This window comes from Sinorhizobium sp. NFACC03 (assembly GCF_900103435.1).
Taxonomy (GTDB): domain Bacteria; phylum Pseudomonadota; class Alphaproteobacteria; order Rhizobiales; family Rhizobiaceae; genus Ensifer.
The window spans coordinates 98,234-117,132 of sequence record NZ_FMXF01000010.1; the positions used below are offsets into that span (position 1 = coordinate 98,234).

Annotated in this window: 15 protein-coding genes and 1 pseudogene; 4 read left to right on the forward strand and 12 right to left on the reverse strand. The window is 63.4% G+C overall.

The window, feature by feature from the left end; translation table 11 throughout:
- Positions 1 to 85: 85 nt before the first annotated feature.
- The 3 genes from BLU35_RS14990 to BLU35_RS15000 are packed head-to-tail and all read right to left on the reverse strand — an operon-like array spanning position 86 to position 2,637.
- Positions 86 to 862: a MetQ/NlpA family ABC transporter substrate-binding protein gene (locus BLU35_RS14990; protein ID WP_058325277.1), complete on the reverse strand. Its 777-nt coding sequence runs from the start codon at positions 860 to 862 to the stop codon at positions 86 to 88.
- A 37-nt stretch (positions 863 to 899) separates the two neighbouring features.
- Positions 900 to 1,565: a methionine ABC transporter permease gene (locus BLU35_RS14995; protein ID WP_057254555.1), complete on the reverse strand. Its 666-nt coding sequence runs from the start codon at positions 1,563 to 1,565 to the stop codon at positions 900 to 902.
- Positions 1,555 to 2,637, reverse strand: coding sequence for a methionine ABC transporter ATP-binding protein (locus BLU35_RS15000; RefSeq protein ID WP_093233563.1), 1,083 nt, complete (start codon positions 2,635 to 2,637; stop codon positions 1,555 to 1,557). Before BLU35_RS15000 ends, BLU35_RS14995 begins: the two co-directional genes overlap by 11 nt.
- A gap of 413 nt (positions 2,638 to 3,050) precedes the next feature.
- Here BLU35_RS15000 and BLU35_RS15005 point away from each other — a divergent pair, with 413 nt between their 5' ends.
- A complete protein-coding gene (locus tag BLU35_RS15005) occupies positions 3,051 to 3,920 on the forward strand; it encodes an NAD-dependent epimerase/dehydratase family protein (protein WP_093233564.1) in 870 nt (289 codons plus the stop codon).
- Positions 3,921 to 4,010: 90 nt separating this feature from the next.
- Here the strand turns inward: BLU35_RS15005 and BLU35_RS15010 are convergent, their stop codons facing one another.
- The 4 genes from BLU35_RS15010 to xylA form a co-directional block, all read right to left on the reverse strand.
- Entirely contained in the window at positions 4,011 to 5,378 is a 1,368-nt protein-coding gene (locus tag BLU35_RS15010) for a GH1 family beta-glucosidase (protein WP_093233565.1), read from the reverse strand.
- 148 nt (positions 5,379 to 5,526) lie between these two features.
- Complete coding sequence (locus BLU35_RS15015; protein WP_093233566.1) at positions 5,527 to 6,708, reverse strand: Gfo/Idh/MocA family protein; 1,182 nt, start codon at positions 6,706 to 6,708, stop codon at positions 5,527 to 5,529.
- Between the two features lie 266 nt (positions 6,709 to 6,974).
- On the reverse strand, positions 6,975 to 8,027 hold the full coding sequence (locus BLU35_RS15020; protein WP_093233567.1) for a sugar phosphate isomerase/epimerase family protein: 1,053 nt from the start codon (positions 8,025 to 8,027) through the stop codon (positions 6,975 to 6,977).
- A gap of 291 nt (positions 8,028 to 8,318) precedes the next feature.
- On the reverse strand, positions 8,319 to 9,629 hold the full coding sequence (xylA, locus tag BLU35_RS15025; RefSeq protein WP_093233568.1) for a xylose isomerase: 1,311 nt from the start codon (positions 9,627 to 9,629) through the stop codon (positions 8,319 to 8,321).
- Between the two features lie 29 nt (positions 9,630 to 9,658).
- Between xylA and BLU35_RS15030 the strand changes: the two genes are divergently transcribed.
- Positions 9,659 to 10,147 carry a nuclear transport factor 2 family protein gene (locus BLU35_RS15030; RefSeq protein ID WP_375293082.1) on the forward strand — a complete coding sequence of 163 codons (489 nt, stop codon included), beginning with the start codon at positions 9,659 to 9,661 and terminating at the stop codon, positions 10,145 to 10,147.
- Positions 10,148 to 10,185: 38 nt separating this feature from the next.
- On the opposite strand, the gene xylB is transcribed toward BLU35_RS15030, so the two are convergent.
- The 5 genes from xylB to BLU35_RS15055 form a co-directional block, all read right to left on the reverse strand.
- On the reverse strand, positions 10,186 to 11,640 hold the full coding sequence (xylB, locus tag BLU35_RS15035; protein ID WP_093233569.1) for a xylulokinase: 1,455 nt from the start codon (positions 11,638 to 11,640) through the stop codon (positions 10,186 to 10,188).
- A gap of 62 nt (positions 11,641 to 11,702) precedes the next feature.
- Positions 11,703 to 12,740: a LacI family DNA-binding transcriptional regulator gene (locus BLU35_RS15040; protein ID WP_093233570.1), complete on the reverse strand. Its 1,038-nt coding sequence runs from the start codon at positions 12,738 to 12,740 to the stop codon at positions 11,703 to 11,705.
- Between the two features lie 165 nt (positions 12,741 to 12,905).
- Positions 12,906 to 13,979, reverse strand: a complete 1,074-nt coding sequence (locus BLU35_RS15045) for a metallophosphoesterase (RefSeq protein WP_286161526.1) — start codon at positions 13,977 to 13,979, stop codon at positions 12,906 to 12,908.
- Between the two features lie 209 nt (positions 13,980 to 14,188).
- Positions 14,189 to 15,778 carry a DHA2 family efflux MFS transporter permease subunit gene (locus tag BLU35_RS15050; RefSeq protein ID WP_093233572.1) on the reverse strand — a complete coding sequence of 530 codons (1,590 nt, stop codon included), beginning with the start codon at positions 15,776 to 15,778 and terminating at the stop codon, positions 14,189 to 14,191.
- 54 nt (positions 15,779 to 15,832) lie between these two features.
- Positions 15,833 to 17,041 (reverse strand): HlyD family secretion protein, encoded by a 1,209-nt coding sequence (locus tag BLU35_RS15055; RefSeq protein WP_093233573.1) that lies wholly within the window; start codon positions 17,039 to 17,041, stop codon positions 15,833 to 15,835.
- Between the two features lie 229 nt (positions 17,042 to 17,270).
- On the opposite strand from BLU35_RS15055, the gene BLU35_RS15060 reads away from it, so the two are divergent.
- Positions 17,271 to 17,897, forward strand: coding sequence for a TetR/AcrR family transcriptional regulator (locus BLU35_RS15060; RefSeq protein WP_419178168.1), 627 nt, complete (start codon positions 17,271 to 17,273; stop codon positions 17,895 to 17,897).
- A gap of 111 nt (positions 17,898 to 18,008) precedes the next feature.
- Positions 18,009 to 18,841, forward strand: a pseudogene (locus BLU35_RS15065) (AraC family transcriptional regulator).
- The last annotated feature ends 58 nt before the right edge of the window (positions 18,842 to 18,899 follow it).

Sequence of the window (18,899 nt, forward strand, 5' to 3'; positions counted from 1 at the left end):
GGATAACCGCGCGGGACGCACGGTCAAAGAAAAACCGCGCGCCGGAATGCGGCGCGCGGTTGCTGTTTCGATCAGATAGAGAAGCTTACCAGCTCGGGATCAGCGCGCCCTTGAAGGTGTCGTTGATGAAGGCCTTCACCTTTTCGTCGTGGTAGGATTCGACCAGCGTCTTCACCCACGGCGCATCCTTGTCGGCCTTGCGCACGGCGATGACGTTGGCATAGGGCGACTTCTCGCCTTCGATCGCGATCGCGTCCTTCTTCGGGTGCAGGCCGGCTTCCATCGCGTAGTTGGTGTTGATGACGGCCGCATCGACGTCCTGCAGCGAGCGCGGCAGCTGGGCGGCATCAAGCTCGGCGAAGGTGATGTTCTTCGGGTTCTCGGTGATGTCGGCAGGCGTGACCTTCAGGCCGGCCTCTTCCTTGACCTTGATCAGGCCCTTGGAGGCGAGAACCAGCAGCGCGCGGCCGCCATTGGTCGGGTCGTTCGGGATGGCGATCGTCGCGCCGTCCTGGAGTTCGTCGAGGCTCTTCACCTTCTGCGAATAGACACCCATCGGCGTGGTAATCGTGGTGCCGACGCTGACGATCTCGAAGCCGCGATCGGCGATCTGGTTGTCGAGATAGGGCTGGTGCTGGAACGAGTTGGCGTTGAGATCGCCATCGGCCAGAGCCTGGTTCGGAACGACGTAGTCGGAGAATTCGAGAATCTCGATGTCGAGGCCCTTGGGTGCCGCGACTTCCTTCACCTTCTCCATGATCTGGGCATGTTCGCCCGGCGTGACGCCGACCTTGATGGTTTCGGCAAGCGCCGTGCCGGCGGTGAGAGCGGCAATCGCTGCCGCGATGATAAGCTTCTTCATGGATGTCTCCTTGTTCACGTTCAGTCTTGGGAGGAAATCAGGTCTTGCGGTTTTTCTTGTCGAAGCGCCGCGCCAGGCCGTCGCCGGCACTCTGGACGAGTTGCACCAGCACGATCAGCACGATGACAACGACGAGCATTACGTCGGGCATGAAGCGCTGGTAGCCGTAGCGGATGCCGAGGTCGCCGAGCCCGCCGCCGCCGACGGCCCCGACCATCGCCGAATAGCCGATGAGACTGACGGCGGTCATGGTGAGCGCCAACGTCAGAGCCGGACGCGCTTCGGCAAGCAGCACCTTGAAGACGATCTGCATCGGGGTGGCGCCCATGGCGCGCGCCGCCTCGATCAGCCCCTTGTCGATCTCGCGGATCGCCGCTTCCACCAGACGCGCGACGAAGGGGATCGTCGCGATCGTCAAAGGCACGATCGCCGCCTTGGTGCCGATCGAGGTGCCGGTCAAAAGCCGGGTAAAGGGAATGATCGCGACGACCAGGATGATGAAGGGCGTCGAGCGCGTGGCGTTGACGATCAGCCCGACGATGCGGTTGAGCGTCGGCGCCGGGAAGAGCTCGCCCTTGCCGCTGGTCGCGAGGAAGATGCCGATCGGCAGGCCGATCAGCGAGCCGATGAGGCCAGCGACGGCAACCATGTAGATGGTGTCGACGGTGGCACCACCGATGCGCAGGAGAATATCAGGCGACATAACCGAGCACCTCCGTTACCAGACCGTTTTCGGTGAAGAAGCGTTCGGCGCGACCGGATGTCTCGGCATCGGCGCCATAGGCAACGACCAGCGAGCCATAGGGCGCGCCGCCGATCTCGTCGATCGTGCCGGCGATGATGTTGACCTCGGCGCCAACCGATTTGATCAACTGAGAGATCAGCGGCCTTTCGGCCGCCGCACCAAAGAAGGTGAGCCGCACGACGGCACGGTCTCCAGGTGCGGGCTGGGCTTTGAGCGCCCGGGCCACCGCGTCCGGAAGCTTGGAGCCCGGCAAGCCCGAAAGCAGCGCGCGCGTCGTCTCGTGTTTCGGATGCGTGAAGACGTCGAAGGTGTGGCCGCGCTCGACGATGCGGCCGTGATCGATGACGGCAACATCCGAGGTCACCGCCTTCACCACTTCCATCTCATGGGTGATGAGCAGCACGGTCAGGCCAAGCTCGGCATTGATCCGCTTCAACAGGTCCAGGATCGACTGTGTCGTCTCCGGGTCGAGGGCCGAGGTCGCTTCGTCGGAGAGCAGCAGCTTCGGCTCGGTCGCAAGCGCGCGGGCGATGCCGATTCGCTGCTTCTGGCCACCGGAGAGTTCGGCCGGGTAGCGCCCGTGCTTGTCGGCAAGGCCGACGAGATCAAGCAGCGGCCGCACGCGCTGATCGATCGCGCGCTTGTCCATGCCTGATATCTCGAGCGGCAGCGCGACATTGCCGAAAACGGTGCGCGAGGAGAGCAGGTTGAAATGCTGGAAGATCATGCCGACGTTGCGGCGAAGCGTGCGCAGCGCCGCATCGTCGAGCCCGCCGACATCGACGCCGTCGACCAGCACCTTGCCGCCGCTCGGCTTCTCCAGGCCGTTAACGAGGCGGATCAGCGTCGATTTGCCGGCGCCGGAGCGACCGATGATGCCGGTGATCGAGCCACGGTCGACCGTCAGCGAGACATTGTCGAGCGCGGTGAAGGCGCCGCTTTGGCCCGAGGCGGGGAAATGCTTGGAAACGCCGTCGAAGACGACGGCTGCGTCAGCCGGTGACGTGGCTTTCAAGGCGGAAACGCTCATCGTTCGGAGATCCCCGAAAGAGGCGCAGTCGGAATGTGCGGATACATTAGGTGCTCTCGGATGTTCAAAACTCGTGATCCCGGCAAAGTCGGGATGGAAGGCGCGTCCGGTCAGGCCGACATTCGACAACGCATTCGGAACAGGGAGCACTTCTCTAGCATCAAGAAACCAGTCAGTTCAACTTTGGCGCCGCATGGCCCGCATGCGACATAATCTACGGCTCTTATGGAGAATTGTCCGGGCGTTTCACAGGCATGATTTTCCGCAATAGGAAGGAGATCGGCAAAACCATGCTCTTTTGCTGCACTGGGTGCCGCATCCCGCAGATCGCCATCTTGGAAATCCTTGTTTGAACGGACTGCACCCGACCGCATTTCATGCTAACGGGCAGGAACAGGGTTACGAGGTAAGAAATGCGCATCGTCTTGACCGGAAGCTCGGGCCGCATCGGCCGGGCGATCTATAACGCGCTCGCCGCAGACCATGATGTCATCGGCATCGACCGCACGCCTTTCGGCACGACCGCGATAGTTGGCGATCTCGTCGACGGCGAATTGCTGGAGCGGGCCATGGAGGGGGCGGATGCCGTGATCCATACGGCAGCACTGCATGCGCCGCATGTGGACATGCTCGCCGACCAGGAATTCGAACGCGTCAATGTGATGGGCACGCATCTGGTGATCGCTGCCGCCCAGGCGACGGGTGTCGGCCGTATCGTCTTTACCAGCACGACGGCTCTTTACGGCCACGCGGTCACCGCCGGAGGCTGCGCCTGGATCACCGAGGAGACACCGCCAAAGCCGCACACCATTTATCACCACACCAAGCTTGCGGCCGAAGCCCTGCTTGAAAATGCCGCCGACCGTGCCCTGCATGTGCGGGTATTGCGCATGTCGCGCTGTTTCCCGGAGGCGGCCGACCGCGTCGCGAGCTATCGCTTGCACCGTGGCATCGATGTGCGCGACGTTGCGGCGGCGCATGCGGCGGCACTCGACAACGGCGGCCCTTTCTTCCAGCGTTACATCATCTCTGGCGAAACGCCGCTGCTTCCGACCGATTGCCGCCGTCTGGCAGAGGACGCCGCAAGCCTGTTGCGCGAACGCGCGCCAAAACTGTCGCAGGCTTTTGCGGATCGCGGCTGGCCGCTGCCCGCCACGATCGACCGGGTCTACGACCCGAGCGCCGCAATCGAGAAGCTCGGCTGGAAGCCGCGCTACGGTTTCAAGGAAGTGCTGGCCCAGCTCGACCGGCAGAGCCTCGAGGTCCTGCCGGTCCGGTGGTGATCTTGGGGTAACGCAAATCCGGGAGAACCGTTTCGCGTTCTTCCCGGAGTTATGCTTGATGCGGGTCGGCTGAAACCACGCGCCCAATTGTCAGGCGTGGTTGCCCTTCGGGAACTCTTCGGCGAGCGCCTGGTACCAGTGACCGCTCTTCTTGATGGTGCGCACCTGGGTATCGTAGTCGACATGGACGATGCCGAAACGCATCTTGTAGCCTTCGGCCCATTCGAAATTGTCCATCAGGCTCCAGGCGAAGTAGCCGCGCATCGGGTAACCCTCGGCAATCAGGTCGGCCGTGACAGACAGATGGTCGGCGATGTAGTCGAGTCGCGGCTGGTCGTCGACGATGCCGTTTTCGACACCCATGTTGTAGCAGGCGCCGTTCTCGGTGATGTAGCAGTCGGGCAGCTGGTAGGTCGCGTTGAGCGTCCTGACCAGGCTACCGAGCGCCGGTGCGTAGACCTCCCAGCCGATATCCGTCTTGGTCTCGCTCACCGCCTTGGCGTTGATCGTCGCCGGGTACTCCGCACTCTTCGCCGGGTCGGCGCTGACCCGCATCGGCGTGTAGTAGTTGAGCCCCCACCAGTCGAGCGGCCGGGAGATCGTCTCCATGTCGCCGTCTTCGATCGTGGGCATGCGGTGGCCGAGCGCGCTCATGAAGCTCTCGGGGTATTCGCCTCTAAAGATGGGGCCGAAGAAGACACCATTGTGGAAGTCGAAGGCCCGTTCGGCCGCTGCTGTGTCGGCCTTGCGGTCGCTGCCAGGGTACACGGAGTGCGCATTGATGACGATGCCGGCAGGCAGGTTCGGCCGCTCCGAGCGGATGGCATCGACGCCGAGCCCGTGCGCCAGATTGGTGAAGTGCAGGGCATGCAGCGCCGCATCCATGTTGCGCTCGCCCGGCGCATGGATGCCGTAGAGATGGCTGAGCCAGACCGAACACCAGGGTTCGTTGAAGGTCGCAACCGCGTCGAGGCGATCGCCGAGGCGGGCGATCACCGTCTTGGCGTAACGCTGGAAGGCGTAGGCCGTCGTGCGCGCCGTCCAGCCTCCCTCGCCCATCAGCGCCAGCGGCAGATCCCAATGGTAGAGCGTGGCGAATGCCCTAATGTTGCGGGCCTTCAACCCGTCGACGAGACGGTCGTAAAAGTCGAGGCCTTTTTCATTGATCGGGCCAGTCCCTTCGGGAATGATGCGCGGCCAGGCAATCGAGAAGCGGTAGGCTTCGACCCCGAGGCTCTTGATCAGATCCAGATCCTCTTCCAGCCGGTTGTAGTGGTCGCAGGCGACATCACCATTGTGCCGCCCGAAGACGCGGCCCGGCATATTGGAAAAGGCGTCCCAGATCGACGGCTTCCGCCCATCGGCCTTGGTGGCACCTTCGATCTGGAAGGAGGCGGTCGCCACCCCGAATACGAAATCACCCGGGAAGCGCTGCGCCAGGATCTTGGGATCGATCATCTCTCTGCCTCGTCTTGTTCCGGCCCCGCCGGAAACGGGACCATGTTGTTTTCTTTTGTATCGCGGCCGACCTAAAGCCGTGCTGGCAAATGTCAACTCGCGAAAAAGGGCGGGAATGCCCCGCCCTTTCGCCGGTTCTTGTGCTCCGCTACACCTTTACCCACGCACCATTTCGTTTGGATGACTGGACGCAGGCGTCGACGAAGACCATGCCCTTCATGCCATCGCCGATGGTCGGATAGGTGACGGCCGGATCGACCTTTTCGCCCTTGCGCTTGGCGAAAATGGCGCGGGCCGCTTCCGTGTAGATATTGGCGAAGCCTTCGAGGTAACCTTCCGGATGACCGGACGGGATCCGGCTGACGCGGTTTGCCGCAGCACCCGCCCCGGCACCTGCCCGGGTGAGCAGTCGCTTCGGCTCGCCGAACGGCGTGTGCCAGAGATAGTTCGGGTCCTTCTGTGTCCATTCGAGCCCGCCCTTGGTGCCGTAGACGCGCACCATCAGGCCGTTTTCGTGGCCGGGCGCGACCTGGCTGCACCAGAGCAGCCCCTTGGCGCGCTCACCGTCCTTTGCCTTGAAGCGCATCATCACATGCGCATTGTCGTCGAGCTGACGACCAGGAACGAAGCTGTCGAGATCGGCCGAAAGCTCCTCCAGTTCGAGGCCGGAGACGAAGGCGCCGAGATTATAGGCGTGCGTGCCGATATCGCCGGTCGAGCCGCCGGCGCCCGAGCGCGCCGGATCGGTGCGCCAGGCCGCCTGCTTCTGGCCGGACTGCTCGATGTTTTCCGTCAGCCAGTCCTGCGGATATTCTATCTGCACCAGCCGCACCGCACCGATCTCGCCATTGGCCACCATCTCGCGCGCCTGCCGCACCATCGGATAGCCGGTGTAGTTGTGCGTCAGCACGAACAAGGCATCGCTGTCCTCGGCCGCCTTCTTCAGCTTCTTGGCGTCGGCAAGCGTCGAGGTCAGCGGCTTGTCGCAGATCACGTGGATGCCGCGCTTCAGAAACTCCTTGGCAGCGGCGTAGTGAACGTGGTTCGGCGTGACGATGGCCACCGCCTCGATGCCGTCCTTCAGCTTCGCCTCGCGGATCGCCATCTGCTTGAAGTCGGAATAGACGCGCGACGGGTCGAGCCCGAGCTCGCGGCCCGAGCTTTCCGCCTTTTCCGGCGTCGACGACAAGGCGCCCGCCACCAGTTCAAAGTGATCGTCGAGCCGTGCCGCGATACGATGCACCGCGCCGATAAAGGCGCCGGAGCCGCCGCCCACCATGCCGAGCCGGATGCGGCGTTCGCGCTTCTCGCTCGTTCCTTCGATTGCCATTTGGATTCTCCCCTGTTTCCGTTCGTGTGTTTTGCTTGTTACGCGTGATCGTTCGCGAGAATTGCCCCTCATTCGCGCGGTGAGGGCAGCCCTCATCCGCCTGCCGGCACCTTCTCCCCGCAGGCGGGGAGAAGGGACTGGATGCGCCCGCTCGCCAGGCCCCAAGCAACTCTCTCTGAGAGCGCTGCAGGTGCAACCGCAGCCACAGTCCGCGTCCCCTCTCCCCGCAAGCGGGGAGAGGGTTAGGGTGAGAGGCAAACGCTACCTCAGATCCCCAGCATGCGCCGGTTGGCGGCCTCGTCCGTGCCGCCGCCGGCGAAATCGTCGAAGGCCTTTTCGGTGACGCGGATGATGTGGTGCTTGACGAAGTCGGCACCCTCGCGCGCGCCATCCTCGGGATGTTTCAGCGCGCATTCCCATTCGACCACGGCCCAGCCCGCAAAATCATTGGCCGCCATCTTCGAAAACACCGCGCCGAAATCCACCTGACCGTCGCCGAGCGAGCGGAAGCGCCCGGCCCGGTTGACCCAGCCCTGATAGCCGCCGTAGACGCCCTGGCGTCCGGTCGGATTGAACTCCGCATCCTTGACGTGGAACATGCGGATGCGGTCCTTGTAGATGTCGATGTTGTCGAGATAGTCGAGGCACTGCAGCACGTAGTGCGACGGGTCATAGAGCATGCAGGCGCGGGCGTGGTTGCCGGTGCGCTCCAGAAACATCTCGTAGGTGATGCCGTCGTGCAGGTCCTCGCCCGGATGGATCTCGTAGCAGACGTCGACGCCACAGTCCTCGGCATGGTCGAGGATCGGTTTCCAGCGTTTCGCCAGTTCGTCAAAGGCGGTCTCGACGAGGCCGGCCGGGCGCTGCGGCCAGGGATAGACGAAGGGCCAGGCAAGCGCGCCGGAGAAACTCGCCATCGCGTTCAGCCCGAGGTTCTTCGAGGCGGTCAGCGCCAGCTTCACCTGTTCGACCGCCCATTGCTGACGCGCCTTGGGATTGCCGCGCACTTCCGGTGCGGCAAAGCCATCGAAGGCTTCGTCATAGGCCGGGTGCACGGCGACGAGCTGGCCCTGCAGATGGGTCGAAAGCTCGGTCACCTCGACGCCGTTGTCGCGCGCCGTGCCGGCAAACTCGTCGCAATAGGCCTTGGACGTCGCTGCCTTTTTCAGATCGATCAGCCGCGCGTCCCAGCTCGGGACCTGCACGCCCTTGTAGCCGCAGTCGGCCGCCCATTTGGTGATCGCGTCCCAGGAATTGAACGGTGCCGCATCGCCGGCAAACTGCGCAAGAAAGAGCCCTGGCCCCTTGATCGTCTTCATCCCGATTTTCCTCCCGATGAAACGGCCATTGATGATGTCGGCCTGTCCGGTCAGTCGGCGACAAGGAGGTACAATGGCACCTTGTTTTCGCCGCAACTGGCGGACCTGAAACGTTGCAGGCGCCAAAGCTAGCAGATTTTCAACCGGGGGCAACTGGCAAAGGCACAGATTCCCGAGAGATTTGTAATCGATTTCATATTGCGGCCCACCTGGTCGCCGACACCCCGTAGTCGTCGCAAACCGGCGGCCCGGAGAGACCGGGCCGCCGCGCGCGCAAACTCGCGAGAGTGCTTAGACGTAGCGGTTGACGACGTTTTCGAGCAGTTCCTGCTTGCCGGACTTCGGCTGCGGGTTAAGGTCGGACTTCAGCACCCAGGCTTCGATCTCCTCCAGCGAGAAGCCGCCGTCGAGCATCTTCTTGGCTTCCTGCACCTGCCAGCCGGCGTAACGCTGATCGAGCGGAGCGGAAAGCGCCTTGTCCTCGATCATCTTCGCCGCTGCCTTCAGGCCACGGGCGCAGCAGTCCATGCCGCCGATGTGACCGATCAGCAGGTCTTCCGGGTCGATCGACTGGCGGCGCAGCTTCGCATCGAAATTGGTGCCGCCGGTCTTGAAGCCGCCGCCTGCGAGAACCTGGTAGTAGGCGAGCGCCATCTCCGGCACGTTGTTCGGGAACTGGTCGGTGTCCCAGCCGGACTGGTAGTCGTTGCGGTTCATGTCGATCGAGCCGAAGATGCCGAGCGCATTGGCAAACGCCAGCTCGTGCTCAAAGGAGTGGCCGGCAAGGATCGCATGGCCCTGCTCGATGTTGACCTTGACCTCGTTTTCGAGACCGTAGTTCTTCAGGAAGCCATAGACGGTCGCGACGTCGTAGTCATACTGGTGCTTGGTCGGCTCCTGCGGCTTCGGCTCGATCAGGATCGCGCCCTTGAAGCCGATCTTGTGCTTGTACTCGACGACGAGATTGACGAAGCGGCCGAGCTGGTCGAGCTCGCGCTTCAGATCGGTGTTGAGCAGCGTCTCGTAGCCTTCGCGCCCGCCCCACAGCACATAATTCTGGCCGCCGAGGCGCTTGGTCGCGTCAAGGCAGGTCTTTACGGTCGCGGCGGCAAAGGCAAAGACATCCGGATCCGGGTTGGTCGCCGCACCCGACATGTAGCGCCGGTTGGAAAAGAGGTTTGCCGTACCCCACAGCAGGTTGACGCCGGTCTCGGCCTGCTTCTTTTCGAAGTGGTCGACGATCTCGTTGAGGTTCTTGGTGTTCTCCGCAAAGCTCTTGCCTTCCGGGCGCACGTCGGCGTCATGGAAGCAGTAGAAGGGAACGCCGAGCAGGTCGAAGAATTCGAAGGCGACGTCGGCCTTCAGCTTCGCCGCGTCCATGGTGTCCTTGAACCAGGGGCGCTCGAAGGTCTGGCCGCCGAAGGGATCGCCGCCCGGCCAGACGAAGGTGTGCCAGTAGGCGACGGCAAAGCGCAGGTGATCTTCCATGCGCTTGCCGAGAACAACCTCGTCCTTGTTGTAATGACGGAAGGCAAGCGGGTTGGCGCTATCAGGGCCTTCATACTTGATCTTGGCGATATCGCCGAAAAATCCTGTGCTCATGGGTTTGGCTCCTCTCAAGGATGATGCGAATGGGATGGATTTCGGCCGGCGTCGCCCGTTCGATAGGCGCGGCCATTACGTGGAAGGTAATTGGTTTCATTCCCTCGTCCGGCGATAGCTGGGGCATCGAAACGCCAAACGAAAGGAACACTTCGATGCACGACTTCAACGCCATCGCCGAAGCCTACATTGCCGCCTGGAACACAACCGACGCCGCCGCCCGCTCTGCGCTGATCGAGAAGGCGTTCACCGCCGACGTCGCCTACCGCGACCCGATCATGCAAGGCGACGGCCACGCCGGCATCGATGCGCTGATCGCCGGCGTCCACGGCCAGTTCCCCGGCTTCCGCTTCACGCTGAAGGGGGCTGCGGACGGTTATGCCGACACGATCCGCTTTTCCTGGGCGCTCGGCCCGGAGGGCGTTGCCTCGGTTATCGAAGGCACGGATGTCTGCCAGATCGAGAACGGCCGCCTGAAGACGATCACCGGCTTTCTCGACAAGGTCCCCGCCCGCTGAGCGGCCGGCACCCGAACCGGATCTGCGGTGCAGCGTCGTCACGACGCCGCACCCCTGATCGCCGGATAGAGCTCGCGGTAGCGCTGGTAGCTCGCCTCATAGACTGAGACCAGCGACGCTTCCGGCGCGATGGTTTCGGCAGTGAGCGGCGCATAGCAGGTGGCGACGGGATCCGCGCCCGTAGCGGCAATCAGGCCCAGGCGGGCTGCCCCGAAGGCGGCACCGAAATCGCCGTCGGCAGGCAGATCGACCGGCAGGTCGAGTGCCGTGGCGATCGACTTCAGCCAGTAGCGTGAGCGCGAGCCGCCGCCGATCGCGGTTACCCGCGACAGCGTCGTGCCGGCGGCGCGAAGGGCCTCCAGGCTATCGCGAATGGCGAAGGACACGCCTTCCATCACCGCCTGGGCCAGCACCACGCGGCTGCTTTCATGCCCTAGCCCGACGAAGGCGCCGCGGATCGCCGCATCGTTGTGCGGCGTGCGCTCGCCGGAGAGATAGGGAAGGAAGGTGACGCCGGTCGGCGCCTTCAGGTCATCACCAAGCTCGGCGCTCAAATCGACAGCACTGCGCCCGGCGATGCCCGAGTACCAGTTGAGCGCATCGGTCGCCGACAGGATGACGCCCATCTGGTGCCAGGTGTTCGGCAGCGCATGGCAGAAGGCGTGTACGGCGCTTTCCGGATTGGGCAGGTAACTCGCATTGGCGGCAAAGAGCACGCCCGAGGTGCCGAGCGAGACGAAGGCATGTCCTTCGCCGACGGTGCCCATGCCGCAGGCGGACGCCGCATTGTCACCGGCGCCGCCGGCAACCACGACGTCACCGGAAATCCCCCAGCGCGCTGCAAGCTCCGAACGCAGCCTGCCAGCCGCCTCGGTCCCTTCGACCAGGCTCGGCATCTGCTTCTCGTCCATGCCGGTGGCGGCAAGCAGGCTCTCCGACCAGCGCCGCTTGCCGGTGTCGAGCCAGGAGGTGCCGGCGGAATCGGACATTTCCGACATGTGCTCGCCGGTCAGCCATAGGCGCAAATAGTCCTTCGGCAACAGTACCCAGCACACCCTGGCAAAGATCTCCGGCTCGTTGGCGCGCACCCAGGCGAGCTTCGGCGCCGTAAAGCCAGGAAAGACGATGTTGCCGGTGATCGCCCGGAACTGCGGGTCGGCGTCGAGCGCTGCCGCCTCGCGGAAGCTGCGGGTGTCGTTCCAGAGGATGCAGGGCCGAAGCACCCGGTCGTCGGCATCGATGAGCGTCGCACCGTGCATCTGGCCAGAAAGGCCGATGCCGCGCACGGCTGCAAGTTCCCTGGGGTGCGCTGCCTTCAGGCCGGCAATCGCCTCCTCGGTTGCGCGCACCCACTCGGCCGGGTCCTGCTCCGACCAGCCGGGATGCGGCCGCGAGACGTCGAGCGCGCCGGAGGCCGAACCGATGATGCGCTGGTCGCCATCGATGAGCATTGCCTTGACGCCCGAGGTGCCGAGATCCAGTCCGAGATACATGCTTGCCTCCATTGAGCAATTCCAGACCGGTTTGCCGTCCGGAACCGCGCAGTTCCAAATCGTTACGCCGGCTCGACCGGCAGGTTATCCCTAAGGAAAATCTCGATGCGGATGCGCTCCTGCGCCCCGATCACCGCGAGTCCATCCGCACGGGCCTTCAGCACGCGGATGGCGCTGCGCACCTCATGCCCGGCATCCTGATTGAGGAGCGCGTCCAAGGTGCCGGAGGCGAGTGCCGCGCGGCTATGCGGTGTCAGCTCGTGCGCGATGGCGCAAATATCAGCCTGACGCCCGGCCTTTTCGAGTGCTGCGATCAGGCCGCGATTGCCGGCGCCGAGACTGTAGATGCCGGCGAGGTCCGCATGATCGGCGACAAGTCCCGACACAAGGTTCTCGACTTCGGTGGGATCGTCATGCCCCTCGACGACGGGCAGAAGCCGGCGGCCCGGGGCGCTTTCGGCCATCGCCGCGCTGAAACCTTCGAGGCGATCACGATGGTCGCGCACCAGCATCGAGCCGGCGACGATCGCGACCGGTCCTTCGCGACCGCTGAGGAAACGCCCCATCAAGGTGCCTGCGGTCCGGCCGGCGGCGATGTTGTCGACGCCGGCAAAGTGATCACGCGACGATCCCGGCAGATCGGAAACCAGCGTCACGACGGCAATACCGTCTTCACGCAGCCGATCGACAGCCGCAACGACCTCGGGCGCATCGATCGCAACCACGGCGACACCGGCAGGGGCGAGTGCCCGCGCCTTTTCCAGCGCCGCAGCCAGGGCCGCCTTATCGAAGGCCGGGACGGAGAGCACGGTGATCGCGGTGCGCTCGACCGCAGACCGCACTTTCGCCGCCTCCACCTCGACCGCAAGGCCGCGCATGAAGGTGTTGTCGCCCTCGGGCAGGATGAAGATCAGCGGGTAGATGCGGCTCTTGGCGAGATTGGCGGCGGCGACGTCACGCACATAGCCGAGCGTCGTTATGGCGCGCTCGACCTTGTCGCGGGTGACACCGCGCACGCCGGGACGATTGTTCAAAACCCGGTCGACGGTGGCGAGACTGACCCCGGCTTTAGCAGCGATATCGTGAACTGTCGGACGCATGTTTTCCTCCGGGTTCTGCCTTTAGAGGAATTTCTGATGTACGTAAATCAGAAATCTTCAAAACGGCGAAAACAGGCGTCCGTGCGCCGGCGGAAGGACGGCACGCTGTCACTTTAAACGATTGATTCCGAATGATTTAACGAGTGTTGTGAAACTTGCCGGATACTAGCCGAGCCGCTTGCTGAAAGCCGCAGTAAACGTGACCTCTCCGTGCGCGGAACCCGCCTCGGCCAACACTACATCCATGAAACCGTCCGTGACACGCACGACCGCAAAGCCGCCCATATAGGCAGCCTTCGGCTTAATGAGGTCGAGCCCGCTCTGCCGGTAGATCATTGCGGTTTCGTGCTGGTGTCCGTGGAACAGGCCGATGACGTTGTAGCCCTTGAGCGAGTCGAGCAGCGCCTGGCGCTGATCGACACTCCACCAATGCGGCGCGCCATCGCCTTCATCATCGAAGGTCTTGGCCTTCACATCCCAGACCTCGGTCGAAAACGCGTCCCAGCCATAGTGCTGGAACAGTATGACGGGCCGGCCATCGCCGGCATAGGCAGCCAGATCCTGTTTCAGCCAGGGCAGCGCATTCACCGCGCCCTTCGTCTCATCGCCGCCGAAGCGCTGCAGCTGCACAAGGTGCAACCCGCCCCAATCCCAGGAGTAGCAGTCCGAAAGCGGGTCGTAGTTGGTCACCGGCACCGGCGGCTTGTAGAAGACCGTCTGGCGATGATTGAGCTCGACATAATCGCGCAGCTCGCGGCGATACCAGTCGACATGCGGCGGCGGGCCGTCCTGGTCGAGGTCATGATTGCCGAGCCCGACGAATACGGGCATGTGGACGCGATCGCTCCCTGCCCCTTCCTGATAGCGGCTGGAGAACTGCTGCAGCTGCCGCCCTTCCCGCGGCTGGCGTACCTGGCCGCCGCCGTCGTCGGTGATGTCACCGCCAAGCACCAGGCCGAGTGGCTTGCCGATCTGCCGTCCGGCACTTGCGAGACCGCTCGGCTTGCCCGCGACCGTTTCCGGCCAGCGCATGGCATGCACGGCGTTGAGCGCCGCCACATGGCGCAGCAGGTTCGCGTCGGTCTTGCCTTCCGCCGCGCAGCTCGGCGCGAGCCCCTCGATCGAAACGAGGCAAGCATGAATGTCGTTGGAGAACAGGAACGTCGCATCGATGGCCGGTGCGGCAGCGCGACTGCGCGAGGCTGCAAGCCCCAGCCCGACGCCGGCAAGGCCCGTCATGAAAGACCGCCGTGAGATAGCCGTCGAAACCCGTTCCTTCATCCCGCCGCCCCTCGCCATCAGTCGACGGGAGTGTGCAGCAAGGCTCGGCTCGCGTAAACCGTGCGGACTTGTCTAAGGATGGAAACGAGGAAAGACGGGCGCTCGCCCGCCTACCTACCTCTCATGGGAAAGTATGATGGGCCGCCTCGACCCATCATCCTCTTGTCCTAGTGACCGCCGCCGCTGGGGCCGGCGCCCTGCGGCTTCTTGATCATCATCACACCGAGGATCAGCGACAGGAACAGCACCGTCAAAAGCACGAAGATATCGCCGAAGGACAGGATGACCGCCTGCTTCTGCGCCATGGCGGCAAGCTGCTTGACGGCGATCGTCGTGCCGTCGAGACCATGGGCGTTGAAGTTGGCGGCCATGTTGTTGAACCGCTCCATCGCCTCCGGATTGCCCCACTGCACATGCTCGGCGAGGCGCGCATAGTGGAAGTCCTGGCGCTGGGTCAGGATCGTATTGATGACCGCGAGCCCGACTGCGCCGCCGAGGTTGCGGGTGAGATTGAAGAGGCCGGACGCGCCGCGCATACGCGCCGGCGGCATGGTGCCGAGCGCGATGTTGTTGATCGGCACCATGCAGAGCATCAACCCGACGCCGCGCAGAATCTGCGGGATGAACAGCTCGTAGAAGTCCCAGTCGGCGGTCAGATGGCCCATGATCCAGGTGCCTGCGGCAAAGCTGGTAAAACCGATCGTCATCAGTGCGCGCGGATCGAGCTTGCCCGAAAGGATGCCGGCGACCGGCGCCGTGAAGAACATCGCAAGGCCCGAGACGAACATCGTCTCGCCGATCATCAGCGAATCGTAGCCGCGGATGCGCCCGAGATAGAGCGGATAGAGATAGGTGAGGCCATAGAGGCCGATGCCCATGACGAAGGAGAACATCGAGCCGAAGGCGAAATTGCGGTTGGCAAAGGCCCTGAGGTCGACGACCGGGAACTCCACCTTGAAGGCCCGATAGAAGAATATGATGGCGGCGATTGCCGAAGCGACTGCGCCCATGACGATGTGCTCGTCGTTGAACCAGTCGTTGGTGTTGCCCTCTTCGAGCACGTATTCGAGCGCGCCGAGGAAGATCGCCATGGATGCAAGGCCCCACCAGTCGAACTTCTTGAAGAGGCCGAGCTCCGGCTTGTCGAAATCGATGAAGGTCCAAGTGAGCGTGGCGACGATGATGCCGGGAATGACGTTGACGAGGAACAGCCAGTGCCAGGAGAAGGCGTGGCTGAGATAGCCGCCGACGGTCGGGCCGATCGTCGGCGCCAGCGTCGCGATCAGGCCGATGATCGGCGAGACGATGTTGCGCTTCGACGGCGGGAAGATGGTGAAGGCTGCCGCAAACACCGACGGGATCATGCCGCCGCCGATGAAGCCCTGGATGGCGCGATAGACGATCATCTGGTCGATGTTCGTGGCCGTCGCCGCAAGCGCGCTCGCCGCGGTGAAGCCGGCGGCCGAAACCGAGAACAGCACGCGCGTCGAGACGATACGCGCCAGCGTTCCCGACAGCGGGATCATGATGACTTCGGCGATGAGATAGGAGGTCTGCACCCAGCCGATCTCGTCCGAGCCGGCCGACAGGCCCGCCTGGATTTCGGCGAGCGAGGCCGAGACGATCTGGATGTCGAGGATGGCCATGAACATGCCGACGACCATGGCGAAGAAGGCGATCAGCCTCTTCGGATCCATATGTTCCTCGACCTTCGGTGCGGCGGCCGCCACCGAACCTGCTGTTGCCGTTGCGGCCATCTCAGCCACTCCTTGCAAAGGCGCGCCCTGAGGCGCGCCGGCGTTTGGGCCTGATTACTTGGTGGCGGCGACCTTGGTCTGATCCGGCGCCGTGCGCATGTCGACGTCGACGACGACGCTCAGGCCCGCACGCAGGTGTCCTTCGGCCAGCACGTCGGCCGGGAGCGTGATGCGCACCGGCACGCGCTGGATCACCTTGGTGAAGTTGCCGGTGGCGTTTTCCGCCGGCAACAACGAGAAGACCGAACCGGAGGCTGGCGAAATCGAGGCAACGGTGCCTTCGATCGCGTGATCCTCATAGGCATCGACATGGACCTTGACCTTGGAGCCCGGCACCAGATGCGCGATCTGGGTCTCCTTGAAATTGGCGTCGATGTAGAGCTGGTCGACCGGAACGAGGGCAGCGAGCCGCTGGCCGGCTGAAACGAGATCGCCAACCTGAACCGCCACGTTGCCGACGATGCCGTCATAGGGCGCCTTCAAGACGGTGAAGCCGAGGTCGCGATTGGCCTTGTCGCGCACAAGCTCGAGAGAGCGGATCTCGCTTTCGGCTTCGGTGCGCTGGGCTTCGAGAACCGTGATGCTCGCATTGGCAGCGGCGATATTGGCGTCGGCGCCGGCGAGGTTCGCCCGCGCCTGGTCGAGCGCCACATCGGCGTTGTCAAGCGAAGCGACGGTGCCAACGGCCTTGGACTGGAGGTCGCTTGCGCGCTTCTGCGCAAGCTCGGCGCCGCGCACCGTCGCTTCGAGAGCCTTCTTCTGCGCTTCGGTCTGGGCCAGGCTCGCCTTGGCACCGGCAATCTGCGCATCGAAACGGCTGAGTGCAAGTTTCTGGGTGGCAATCTTTGCCTCGGCCTGCTCGGCTGCGATACGATAATCGCCATCGTCGAGGGTAACGAGAGGATCGCCGGCCTTCACCTTCTGGTTGGCGACGGCATCGACCTTGGCGACGTATCCCGAAACCTTCGGCGAAATCGTCGCGATGTCGCCTTCGATATAGGCGTCATCGGTCGAGACCATGAAGCGACCATTGGTCCACCAGTCGTAGCCGAACCAGGCGCCGGCGGCGAGAAGCGCCAGACCGAGCACCGGAACGATGGGCTTGCGCGCCTTCTTCGGCGGCTGCGCCGCTTCTGCGGGAGCCTGGACAGCGGCCTGCTCCGCCGCAGGCGCCTTTGCCTCAAGCGCGGTTTCCTGCTGCACTTCAAAATTCTCGTCGACTGGACGGACGCGAGCAGCGCTGGATGTGTTGGATGCGGACATTGGGCACCGGCCTGGTTAAAGATTGCTGAACGAACTGAACCGTTCGGTTCGATCGAGCTTGACATAAGCCCTTTCTGGTCGCATATCAAGAGGAAATCGAACCGCGCGGTTCGATGACTGAAATTTAATGCAAGCAGGACGGAAACAAGCGACCACCATGAGCACGGTGAAGACCGGAACCCAGGACGTGATCCAGCCGAATGTCGGCCAGGACGAAGATCTCTTTTCGATGGGCGGCCGCCACGCCGCCGGCGAGGACCCCGCCAAGCGCGAGCAAATCCTCGAAGGTGCCCGGCGCGCCTTTTTGAGCCAGGGTTTCGACGCTGCCAGCATGAACGACATCACCCGTGAGGCCGGCGTCTCCAAGGGTACGCTCTACGTATATTTCGAGAACAAGGAAGACCTGTTCAAGGCGCTGATCATCAAGGGCAAGACCCGGGTGGTCCAGACCGCCAAGCACGCGCTCAACGATCACGACGACGTCGAGGAATCGCTCTACGACTTCGGCGTGACGCTGACGACCAGCATGACGGCCGAAGAAACGATCCGCTCCATGCGCATGGTGATCGGCGTGATCGATCGCATGCCGCATCTGGCCGAGCGCTTTTTCAGCGAGGCGCCGGAAAACGGTTATACCGTGCTCAAGGCCTATCTCGACCGGCAGGTTCCCGCCGGTACTCTGGATATCGACAACACCGAGATGGCCGCCCGCCAGTTCATCGAAATGGCGCAGGCCGGGCTCTTCAAGCACCGCCTGTTCGGCGGCATGTGCTCCGCACCGCCGAAGGAACAGATCGAGGCGACGGTGACCGCCGCCGTCCGCGTCTTCATGTCCGCCTACGGACCGAAGAAATAGGACGGCTGGCGCCGAACTCTTCCGACCCGTCCGGCGTTACAATCCAGCAATTGCGATCAAGCGCGCCTTCCGGCAAGACCCTATCACCAGGGCGCTGCCAAAGGAGTGATGATGAGTGCCATCGGACGGGCGGTCTGGTTCATCGAGAGCCATTTCGCAAAGGACATATCGCTGGATGAGATCGCCGGGGCCGCTGGCCTCTCGCGCTTCCATCTCTCGCGCGTTTTCGGGCTGGTCACGGGCCGCTCGATCAGCGCCTATATTCGCGGCCGGCGCCTCAGCGATGCCGCTTACGCCCTGGCCGATGGTTCCCTCAGCATTCTTTCGGTAGCCCTCGAAGCGGGCTACAACTCGCACGAGGCTTTCACCCGCGCCTTTCGCGACCAGTTCGGCGTGACGCCCGAGACGGTGCGCAAGCAAAGGCACGTTCGAAACATCGAACTGATGGAGCCTTTAAGAATGGACGATACCCGTCTTCTCAAGATCGACCCGCCGCGCTTCGAAGAGAGCCCGCCCCTGCTTCTGGCGGGCCTGGCGGAAACCTATGCCTACAGCCGCACCGAGGGCATCCCCTCGCTCTGGCAGCGGTTCAACCGCCATTTCGGCAACATACCCAGCCAGAGGGGCGACATGGTGTCTGCACCCATAGCAATGGCGAGGCCGGAACCTTCCGTTACATGGCAGCCGCAGAAGTCAGCGAAACCGACGACCTGCCGGAGGGCTTTTCGACGCTGAAGCTGCCGAAGCAGCGTTATGCCGTCTTCCTGCACCGCGGCCACATCTCAGCGATCGCCAAGACCGCGGACCATGTCTTCGGCACCTGGCTGCCCGAGTCCGGACTTCAGCACGGCGAAACGCCTGATCTCATCGAACGCTACGACGATCGTTTCGATCCGCATTCGGGCATGGGCGTCGTGGAATTGTGGATTCCGATCAAATCGTAAACGGTAAAGCGCCGCCGCAAATAGCGGCGGCGCTTGTCACCTCCGCGATGTTTCTTAA

Excerpts from the sequence above, each read along its gene's own strand:
- BLU35_RS14990 (WP_058325277.1), bottom strand. The coding sequence starts at position 862 with ATGAAGAAGCTTATCATCGCGGCAGCGATTGCCGCTCTCACCGCCGGC.
- BLU35_RS14995 (WP_057254555.1), bottom strand. The coding sequence starts at position 1,565 with ATGTCGCCTGATATTCTCCTGCGCATCGGTGGTGCCACCGTCGACACC.
- BLU35_RS15000 (WP_093233563.1), bottom strand. The coding sequence starts at position 2,637 with ATGAGCGTTTCCGCCTTGAAAGCCACGTCACCGGCTGACGCAGCCGTC.
- BLU35_RS15005 (WP_093233564.1), top strand. The coding sequence starts at position 3,051 with ATGCGCATCGTCTTGACCGGAAGCTCGGGCCGCATCGGCCGGGCGATC.
- BLU35_RS15010 (WP_093233565.1), bottom strand. The coding sequence starts at position 5,378 with ATGATCGATCCCAAGATCCTGGCGCAGCGCTTCCCGGGTGATTTCGTA.
- BLU35_RS15015 (WP_093233566.1), bottom strand. The coding sequence starts at position 6,708 with ATGGCAATCGAAGGAACGAGCGAGAAGCGCGAACGCCGCATCCGGCTC.
- BLU35_RS15020 (WP_093233567.1), bottom strand. The coding sequence starts at position 8,027 with ATGAAGACGATCAAGGGGCCAGGGCTCTTTCTTGCGCAGTTTGCCGGC.
- xylA (WP_093233568.1), bottom strand. The coding sequence starts at position 9,629 with ATGAGCACAGGATTTTTCGGCGATATCGCCAAGATCAAGTATGAAGGC.
- BLU35_RS15030 (WP_375293082.1), top strand. The coding sequence starts at position 9,659 with ATGGGATGGATTTCGGCCGGCGTCGCCCGTTCGATAGGCGCGGCCATT.
- xylB (WP_093233569.1), bottom strand. The coding sequence starts at position 11,640 with ATGTATCTCGGACTGGATCTCGGCACCTCGGGCGTCAAGGCAATGCTC.
- BLU35_RS15040 (WP_093233570.1), bottom strand. The coding sequence starts at position 12,740 with ATGCGTCCGACAGTTCACGATATCGCTGCTAAAGCCGGGGTCAGTCTC.
- BLU35_RS15045 (WP_286161526.1), bottom strand. The coding sequence starts at position 13,979 with ATGACGGGCCTTGCCGGCGTCGGGCTGGGGCTTGCAGCCTCGCGCAGT.
- BLU35_RS15050 (WP_093233572.1), bottom strand. The coding sequence starts at position 15,778 with ATGGCCGCAACGGCAACAGCAGGTTCGGTGGCGGCCGCCGCACCGAAG.
- BLU35_RS15055 (WP_093233573.1), bottom strand. The coding sequence starts at position 17,041 with ATGTCCGCATCCAACACATCCAGCGCTGCTCGCGTCCGTCCAGTCGAC.
- BLU35_RS15060 (WP_419178168.1), top strand. The coding sequence starts at position 17,271 with ATGGGCGGCCGCCACGCCGCCGGCGAGGACCCCGCCAAGCGCGAGCAA.